Genomic DNA, 261 nt, shown 5'->3' with positions numbered 1-261 from the left:
CAAGGGCGAGATCGAGGTCGAGCGGATCATGGGGGCGCTTGCTGCCCGGAACGTACCGGCTTCCGCCGGACCGTTCTTTGTCGGCGCCGGTGCCTACAAGCACCATGTGCCGGCCAGTGTCGATCACCTGATCCAGCGCTCGGAATTCCTGACGAGCTACACGCCCTACCAGCCGGAAATCGCCCAGGGCACGCTTCAATACCTGTTCGAATTCCAGACCCAGGTGGCGCTGCTCACCGGCATGGAGGTGGCCAATGCCTC

General features: G+C 63.6%; 1 pseudogene. It reads left to right on the top strand.

The features are described from left to right. A pseudogene (locus ACZ3HH_RS30490) lies at positions 1–261 on the top strand (hypothetical protein); the annotation flags it as partial.

The sequence above is a fragment of the Pseudomonas sp. PME37.24/025 genome (genome assembly GCF_055556615.1).
Note: the sequence above shows the minus strand (reverse complement) of the source record. Positions and strands in the feature narration are given on the sequence as shown.